A 7,434-nucleotide genomic window follows, 5' to 3' on the forward strand; every position below is an offset into this window, starting at 1 on the left:
AGGCAACCTCAGCTACATTCGCAATGTATCAATGACCGCTCTCAGCGCGGGTGACACATTGCGGTGCGGGTAATAGAGAAATGAACCTTCCAGACGCTGGCTATAACGCTGGAGCACCCGGATAAGTGTGCCCTGGGCTAGATCGTCGGTAATCAGCTCTTCCGGGACATAGGCCAGCCCCAGACCGAGCCTCGCCGCTTTGGCCTCCATATAGCTATCGGCGAAAGCCCACTGTCCCTGAGGTGGGTGGGTGATTTTTTTGCCATCCACATTAAGTTCCCAGGCGTAAAGGCTGCCGTCGCCGAACTGATAAGCGATGCAGGGGTGGGCGACTAAATCGGCGGGCGTTTGTGGAAAGCCGTAGCGGCGAAAATGTTCCGGTGTACCCACCACCGCCATCTCCATATCGGGCGAAATGCGTACCGCAATCATGCCACTCCCGACTTCCGGGCCCAGACGCACGCCCGCATCGAATCGCTGCGCAATAATATCGACAAACCGGCTTTCGCTGATCAGTTCCAGTCTGATATCGGGATAGCGTTGTTTAAATACTGCCAGCTTCGGCAGCAGGACTTTATCAATGGCATGCTGGCTGGCATTGATGCGTACCGTACCGGAGGGCGTCTGACGATAGTGGGCCAGCGTGGCGAGCCCCATATCTAAGGCGTCGAAACCGGATTCGACGTTGTGATAGAGCTGCTCACCTGCCTGAGTGAGCGACAACCGGCGGGTGGTACGCACCAGAAGCTGAACGCCCAGGCGTTCTTCAAGTTCACGAACCGCACGGCTTACCCCGGACTGCGCCAGGCCAAGTCGTTGCGCTGCGGCGGTAAAACTGCCTTCCCGCACCACCTGCATAAACAGATAAAGGTCATTATAGTTTTCCCGTTTCGCCATTATCCTGCCTCGTCACCCAGATGCCATTTAGAACAATATGGTATTAATTTTAGCATTTTCCAGCCTCTAATCAGAACCATTACTGCTGGCTACACTAAGCGCACGACAACAAAGCACAGCAGCGTTGTCTACTGAAGACTTGCATTGATCACGTTTATTTAGGGGAATTTTGATGACGGTTTTCACCAAAAAACTGACAGCCGCGATACCCGCCATGCTGCTTTGCGCCTCATTAACTGGAGTCACAACGATGAGCTCTGCTGAGACAACTAACCCGAATGCGCCTGTTTCACTGATTGAACAATGGGATAAAACGTTTGCTGAGAGCTTGAAAGTGGATCACCGTAAGGTGACCTTCCAGAACCGCTACGGGATAACCTTAGTTGGCGATCTCTACCTGCCGAAGGATCGCGGTGAACGCAAACTGGCAGCTATTGCCGTGAGCGGTCCCTTCGGCGCGGTAAAAGAGCAGTCCAGCGGCCTGTATGCCCAGACGCTGGCCGAACAGGGGTTTGTCACCCTGGCATTTGACCCATCGTATACGGGCGAAAGCGGTGGCTACCCACGCAACGTGGCCTCACCGGATATCAATACCGAGGATTTTAGTGCCGCGGTGGACTTTCTGGGCCTGCAAAAAGAGGTGGATCGCAACCGTATCGGTTTGCTCGGCATTTGTGGCTGGGGCGGTATGGCCCTGAACGACGCGGCGATGGATACACGCGTCAAAGCGGTGGCGACCAGTGTCATGTATGACATGAGCCGCGCGATGGGGCATGGAGTGGGCGATGGCAAAGACCGCTACACGACAGCCGACCGCCGAGCGGTACTGCAGTACTTGAACGCGCAGCGCTGGAAGGATGCGGCAAACGGCACTTCCGCACCCGGTGGGCATGACATATATGTTGATGATAAAGGCAACATCAGCGCTGCCGATCGTATTTTGCCGGAAACCTTGCCCGCCAACCCCAACCCGGTCCTGAAAGAGTTCTTCGATTATTACCGTATGCCGCGTGGTTTCCATCCGCGTTCGGTTAATTCAACCGGGGCCTGGAATGCGACGATGCCGCTGTCGTTTATGAATATGCCGCTGCTGAGTTACGCCAGCGAAGTGACTATTCCGACGCTTATCGTGACCGGCGAAAAAGCCCATTCACGCTATTTTGCCGAAGATGCCTTTAAGGCCATCGGCAGTAAAGAGAAAGCGCTGGTGATTGTCCCAGGCGCAAACCACGTCGATCTCTATGACAACGTCGCGGGCAAAATTCCCTTTGCGACGTTCGCGCAATTTTTTAAAACCAACCTGAAATAGATCTCCTGTGCCGGAGACATCCCCAAAGCCGCCACGCGCCTGCGGGCGGCTTTGTCTTGTCGGAGAGAAATAATGTCTGCATTAGGTCACACCCGGGCACACTGGAGCGGCGTCCTGGCGATGACGCTCTGCGTATTTGTGCTCATTGCCTCAGAATTTATGCCGGTCAGTCTGTTGACACCCATCGCGGGTGATTTACACATTACCGAGGGATTAGCCGGTCAGGGCATTGCGCTTTCTGGCGCGCTGGCGGTACTGACCAGCCTGACGATATCCCGTCTTACCGGATCGCTGGACCGTAAATGGCTGCTGCTGGGGCTCACGGCGTTGATGGCAGCCTCTGGGGTGATTATTGCCCTGGCGTCCAGTTTCCCGGTTTATATGCTGGGCAGAGCGCTCATTGGGATCGTCATCGGCGGCTTCTGGTCGATGTCGGCGGCAACGGCCATTCGGCTGGTGCCGCAACGCCAGGTCCCCCGCGCACTGGCCATCTTTAACGGCGGCAACGCGCTGGCCACCGTTGTGGCAGCGCCGCTGGGCAGCTACCTGGGGGCCACCGTCGGCTGGCGCGGCGCCTTTTTATGTCTTGTCCCGCTGGCGGTGCTGGCCTTCGTCTGGCAATGCATTAGCCTGCCGTCGATGAAAAGTCCGCGCGCACCACAGCGGCAGGGATCGGTGCTGCGTCTGTTCCGTCTTTCTACGCTATCCCTGGGATTGCTGGCCTGCGGACTGTTCTTTATGGGACAGTTTACCTTATTTACCTATGTGCGACCGTTTCTGGAGACGGTGACCCAGGTCAGTCCTTCTGGTCTGTCCCTGATATTGCTGACAATGGGTATCGCCGGTTTTATCTGCACGCTGCTTATTACGACCGTTCTGAATGCCCGATTTTATCCGACGCTGGTGGCTATCCCGTTGTTAATGGCCGCAATTGCCGGAACGCTTCTGCTGGCCGGACACCACACGGGATCGGTCGCCGTACTGTTAAGCCTGTGGGGGCTGCTGGCGACGGCGGCGCCCACCGGCTGGTGGACATGGATTGCGCGGACGCTGACCGAGGATGCGGAGACGGGCGGCGGGCTGATGGTCGCCGTGATCCAGCTATCGATAGCCCTCGGGTCAACGGTAGGCGGCCTGGTGTTTGATAGTCTGGGATGGCACAGCACTTTTGCACTGAGCGGTCTGTTACTGCTGGGCGCGGCAGGGGTGACTTTTCTGCTCTCTGTCAAAATCAGATCATCTCAGCGCACTGCGATTAATGAATTGAATGCATAAGTCAAATCAGGAATGAGAGGCTAATCGTGACCGCGTTCCTGTCTTACCATGGTGTTTTAACAAGAGGGGAGCTTCACCGTGGAATATTCAGTATTAAGTAACGCTCGCAAAATGCCGATGCTGGGTTTCGGCGTTTTCAAGGTGACCGATAAAGCGGAGTGTAAGCAGGCGGTGTTGAACGCCATTCGCACCGGTTATCGCCTCATCGATACCGCTGCCGTCTACGATAATGAAGATGCGGTGGGTGAGGCCGTGCGCGAAGCCATCGCCGAAGGTCTGTGTACCCGCGAGGCGCTGTTTATTACCTCCAAACTGTGGGTCCAGGACATGGCCAACACCGGGATGGCGAAAACCGGGATTGCCGCGTCATTAAAAAAATCGGGCCTGGAATACTTTGATCTTTATTTGCTACATCAGGCGATGGGCGATTATTTCAGCGCCTGGCGTGCGCTGGAAGAGGCCTATGAGGCCGGTACCCTGAAAGCGATCGGCGTCTCCAATTTTTACCCCCATGTGTTAGCTAACTTCTGCGAAACTGTCAGAATTAAGCCAATGGTGAACCAGGTTGAACTGCATCCTTATTTCGCGCAGCCCGCGGCGCTGGAAGCCATGAAGCATTATCACGTTCAGCCTGAAGCGTGGGCGCCGTTAGGCGGTGGCAGACATAATCCGTATCAAGATGCATTGCTGCAGGGGATCGCCGATGCGCACCAGAAAACCATTGCGCAGGTTGTTCTGCGCTGGAACGTGCAGCGTGGCGTCACGGTGATCCCTAAATCCACCCGCCAGGAGCGCATTGAAGAAAATTTTGCTATCTGGGATTTCGTATTAACAGATAACGAAATGGCGCAAATCAGCGCCCTGGATTTAGGCTATGTTGGCGAAGCGGTAAAACACTTCAACCCTGAGTTCGTTCGCGGATGTCTGGGGGTGAAAATCCACGACTGACCGCGGCACCGATTGGCTCCATCTTCATCTCCCCGCCTGCGCCGCGGCGACGGGCTCGGTATGCTGGTTAGCGCCCACGCGTTTGCCGCGATGGTTGTCAATGCGGTAGTCGATCGTCACGGGCAGCTGACTGGTGACAGTTGATCCTCTGGCCGGTGACATGTCGGTTGGATGCTTCCGTCGCAGTGGCCTTTAAAGCGGCAGTCTCCCGGGAAATTTTCGCTGCCAATGACCGCGTGACACTGCGCTTTATCGATGCGGGAGAGATCTTTCCTGCCGAACGCCTGGCGCTGGCGCGTAACGATGAGCACTTTGATGTCGATCCGTTAGCGGAAGGCGGCAGAGGCTTGCGGCTTATTCTGCGTGCGGTGGACTATTTTAATGTGGAAACTGGCGCCGGGGAGAATGTGACTACCCTGATAGAAGCGTTGCCTGATACCCGCCTAAGCCATGCCACCGACGATCGCTGCGGGTGAGGGAACAGACGTTGCCCCCGGGTGAATCACCGGGGGAATTTCCCCACCCGCGTTCACCGGCTTCATCATCTTATTGCTGTGCCTGGGCAGCGGAGTGCACGCCAAGGTGATGAGGACGGATGATATCTAATGTCATCATGGCTGATTTGCAGAAAATGCATTTCGCACCAAAAGGGTTTTTTTCAGTGACGTCAAACTGGGACGTTCTGTACTGGGAGCCATGGCAGCATGGGCATCTAAAATGGATATGTTCGATCATAATGTAAACCTTGTATGGGTGATGTTCTGTTGAAAAGACAATGGTCGTTTCAGGAAAATTAACGCGGCTGATTTTAGTTGGTGGTAAGCCGGGTTTTGTGTCAGATGGCGGACTTTTTAAGGAGCCGACAAGGATCTGACAGGGCCTGTTTACAGAAAAAGCAAACTACTAACGGGACTGCTCAAAGGAAGGTGGTATCAGGGATAACGCCTGGAGATGAGAACACGTACTCAGATAATAACTTTTTGTCTGGTAAATCGACTCAACGATTAACGCACGTGCCGTGAATAATAGCAAACGTTATTTTAGCCTTCCGGATGCCTGCTGCGCCAGGGGAGGCTTCATCAGCGCCGTCACCCAGTCGATAAATACCTGTACCCGGGCAGAGAGCTGCCGATTACTGGGATAGAGCAGGGAGAGCGGCAGCGGCGCAGGACGAAAATCGGCCAGCACTTCCGTTAACGCGCCCGACGCCAGATCGGCCTCAAGGCGGGGCAAGGGCGCCTGATACAGGCCAAAGCCAAGCCTTGCCGCTTCGGCGCCGACGTCGGCATCGGAAGTCAGCAGCCGACAGGGCAAACTGACCTCGCTCTGACGGCCATCCTGGGTAAAGCTCAGCGGCAAGGTACGTTGCGCGCGCGATGAAACAAACCCGATCATCACGTGGCCCGTCAGTCCTTCAATCGTATGCGGGGTGCCGTACCGGGCGAGATAGGTCGGGCTGGCGCAGGTGATCTCCTGCAACCCGGCGAGCGGCCGGCAGATCATCTCGCTGTCGGGGAGATGGCCGCCGCGAATGACGCAGTCGACTCCCTCGCGAACCAGATCGACGTCACGCTCGCTTTCGCCGATCTGCAGCGTAATGTCCGGGTAGCGGGCGAGAAACTGCGGCAGCGCGGGCAGAAGCAGGGTCCGTGCCAGGTTGCCCGCCACGTCTACCCGAATGGTGCCGGAGATGCTCCCCCCGGCGCTGCGGTTGGCCTCCTCAAGGGCCGCCAGAATGGACACGCAGCGCTGATAATACAGCGAGCCTTCTGCCGTCGGCCGTACGTGCCGGGTGGTACGATGTAGCAGCCGCGCCCCGAGACTGACCTCCAACGCTTTAATAGCCGCGGTCGCTACTGGCCGGGAAGCCCCCAGATCCGCGGCGGCGGCACTGAATGAGCCCCGTTCGACGATGCGCACAAACAAGGTCAGAGTATCCAGTTTATCCATGACATTGTTCCAGCTGGCAAAACTATCCTGTCGCCCAACGCGGTCTTATCGTCGGCATTCAGGGGCTTATAATCGCTCATGTTTTCAGCAGAGAGAAAAGGAGAAAACATGAACAATAGCGCAAAAATCGCCCTGGTGACNGGNGNCAGGCGGCAGCCGCGGCCTGGGACGCGCGACCGTCGAAGCGCTGGCACAGCGCGGCGTAAATGTAGTACTGACCTACAAAACGCGTCTTGCCGAGGCGAACGAGGTGGTTACACGGGTTGAAGCACTGGGCGCCCGGGCGATCGCGTTGCCTTTCAGCGCCGGCGAAATCGACACCTTTGACGCATTTGTTAGCGCTTTTCAGGGCGCGCTGACGGAGCTGGGCGCCGATAAATTTGATTATCTGGTCAATAATGCCGGCAACGCCAGCGGCATGGGATTTCTTAACGCCACGGAAGCGGAATTCGATGCGCTGTATCGCATCCACGTGAAGAGCGTTTTCTTCCTCAGCCAAAAACTATTGCCGCTGCTGGCCGATGGCGGGCGAATAGTGAATGTCTCGTCCGGCCTCACCCGCATCGTGATGGCGAACCGGGCGCCCTATGCGATCATGAAATCCGCGGTGGAAACCCTGACTCGCTATATGGCGTTTGAGCTGGGCAGTCGCGGGATCACGGTGAACTGCGTGGCGCCCGGCGCCATCGCCACCGATTTCAGCGGCGGGGTGGTGCGGGATAACTCGCAGGTCGCTCAGGCGGTAGCGAACATGACGGCGCTGGGCCGACCTGGCCTGCCAGAGGATATCGGGCCGATGATCGCCTCGCTGTTATCCGATGATCATCGCTGGGTGAATGCCCAGCGCATTGAGGTTTCCGGGGGAATGCGCATCTGAGCGAAGAAAACCGGGGCTGTTTTCATCCGTAGTCAATCGATATGTCAGTGGATGCCGATATAGCGCGACGCTGTGGAGAGATAAGGAAATAATGATCTGCCGCGTTGCTCGTTAAATATTAGTGATTGACCTTATTGCCTGAATGCGCAAGATTATTGTTGAATAAACAGTCAATATG

At 56.4% G+C, this 7,434-nt stretch carries 7 protein-coding genes and 2 pseudogenes; 5 read left to right on the plus strand and 4 right to left on the minus strand.

The features are described from left to right. Window positions 1-12 precede the first annotated feature (12 nt). Entirely contained in the window at window positions 13-897 is an 885-nt protein-coding gene (locus tag VZP09_RS06670) for a LysR family transcriptional regulator (RefSeq protein WP_004152138.1), read from the minus strand. Window positions 898-1,069: 172 nt separating this feature from the next. Between VZP09_RS06670 and VZP09_RS06675 the strand changes: the two genes are divergently transcribed. The 3 genes from VZP09_RS06675 to VZP09_RS06685 all read left to right on the plus strand — a co-directional run bounded on the left by VZP09_RS06675 (window position 1,070) and on the right by VZP09_RS06685 (window position 4,429). After that, window positions 1,070-2,206: an alpha/beta hydrolase gene (locus tag VZP09_RS06675; protein WP_004148151.1), complete on the plus strand. Its 1,137-nt coding sequence runs from the start codon at window positions 1,070-1,072 to the stop codon at window positions 2,204-2,206. Between the two features lie 72 nt (window positions 2,207-2,278). Further along, the gene (locus tag VZP09_RS06680; protein ID WP_135729455.1) at window positions 2,279-3,481 is read left to right on the plus strand and encodes an MFS transporter; all 1,203 of its coding nucleotides are present in this window, start codon (window positions 2,279-2,281) and stop codon (window positions 3,479-3,481) included. Between the two features lie 78 nt (window positions 3,482-3,559). Next, window positions 3,560-4,429 (plus strand): aldo/keto reductase, encoded by an 870-nt coding sequence (locus VZP09_RS06685; RefSeq protein WP_032414815.1) that lies wholly within the window; start codon window positions 3,560-3,562, stop codon window positions 4,427-4,429. A gap of 24 nt (window positions 4,430-4,453) precedes the next feature. On the opposite strand, the gene VZP09_RS06690 is transcribed toward VZP09_RS06685, so the two are convergent. Then, window positions 4,454-4,591: a hypothetical protein gene (locus tag VZP09_RS06690; RefSeq protein ID WP_021469311.1), complete on the minus strand. Its 138-nt coding sequence runs from the start codon at window positions 4,589-4,591 to the stop codon at window positions 4,454-4,456. Window positions 4,592-4,641: 50 nt separating this feature from the next. Between VZP09_RS06690 and VZP09_RS06695 the strand changes: the two are divergent. After that, window positions 4,642-4,905 (plus strand): annotated as a pseudogene (locus VZP09_RS06695) (ATP-binding protein); the annotation flags it as partial. Window positions 4,906-4,975: 70 nt separating this feature from the next. Here the strand turns inward: VZP09_RS06695 and ymcF are convergent. Together ymcF and VZP09_RS06705 are read right to left on the minus strand one after the other, a co-directional pair. Beyond that, entirely contained in the window at window positions 4,976-5,164 is a 189-nt protein-coding gene (gene ymcF / locus VZP09_RS06700) for a cold shock small protein YmcF (protein ID WP_071994685.1), read from the minus strand. A 300-nt stretch (window positions 5,165-5,464) separates the two neighbouring features. Beyond that, window positions 5,465-6,379 (minus strand): LysR family transcriptional regulator, encoded by a 915-nt coding sequence (locus VZP09_RS06705; RefSeq protein ID WP_032414817.1) that lies wholly within the window; start codon window positions 6,377-6,379, stop codon window positions 5,465-5,467. A gap of 108 nt (window positions 6,380-6,487) precedes the next feature. Here VZP09_RS06705 and VZP09_RS06710 point away from each other — a divergent pair. After that, window positions 6,488-7,256 (plus strand): annotated as a pseudogene (locus VZP09_RS06710) (SDR family NAD(P)-dependent oxidoreductase). The last annotated feature ends 178 nt before the right edge of the window (window positions 7,257-7,434 follow it).

Source organism: Klebsiella sp. EMBS2024, from assembly GCF_036233805.1.
In the GTDB taxonomy this organism is placed as follows: domain Bacteria; phylum Pseudomonadota; class Gammaproteobacteria; order Enterobacterales; family Enterobacteriaceae; genus Klebsiella; species Klebsiella pneumoniae.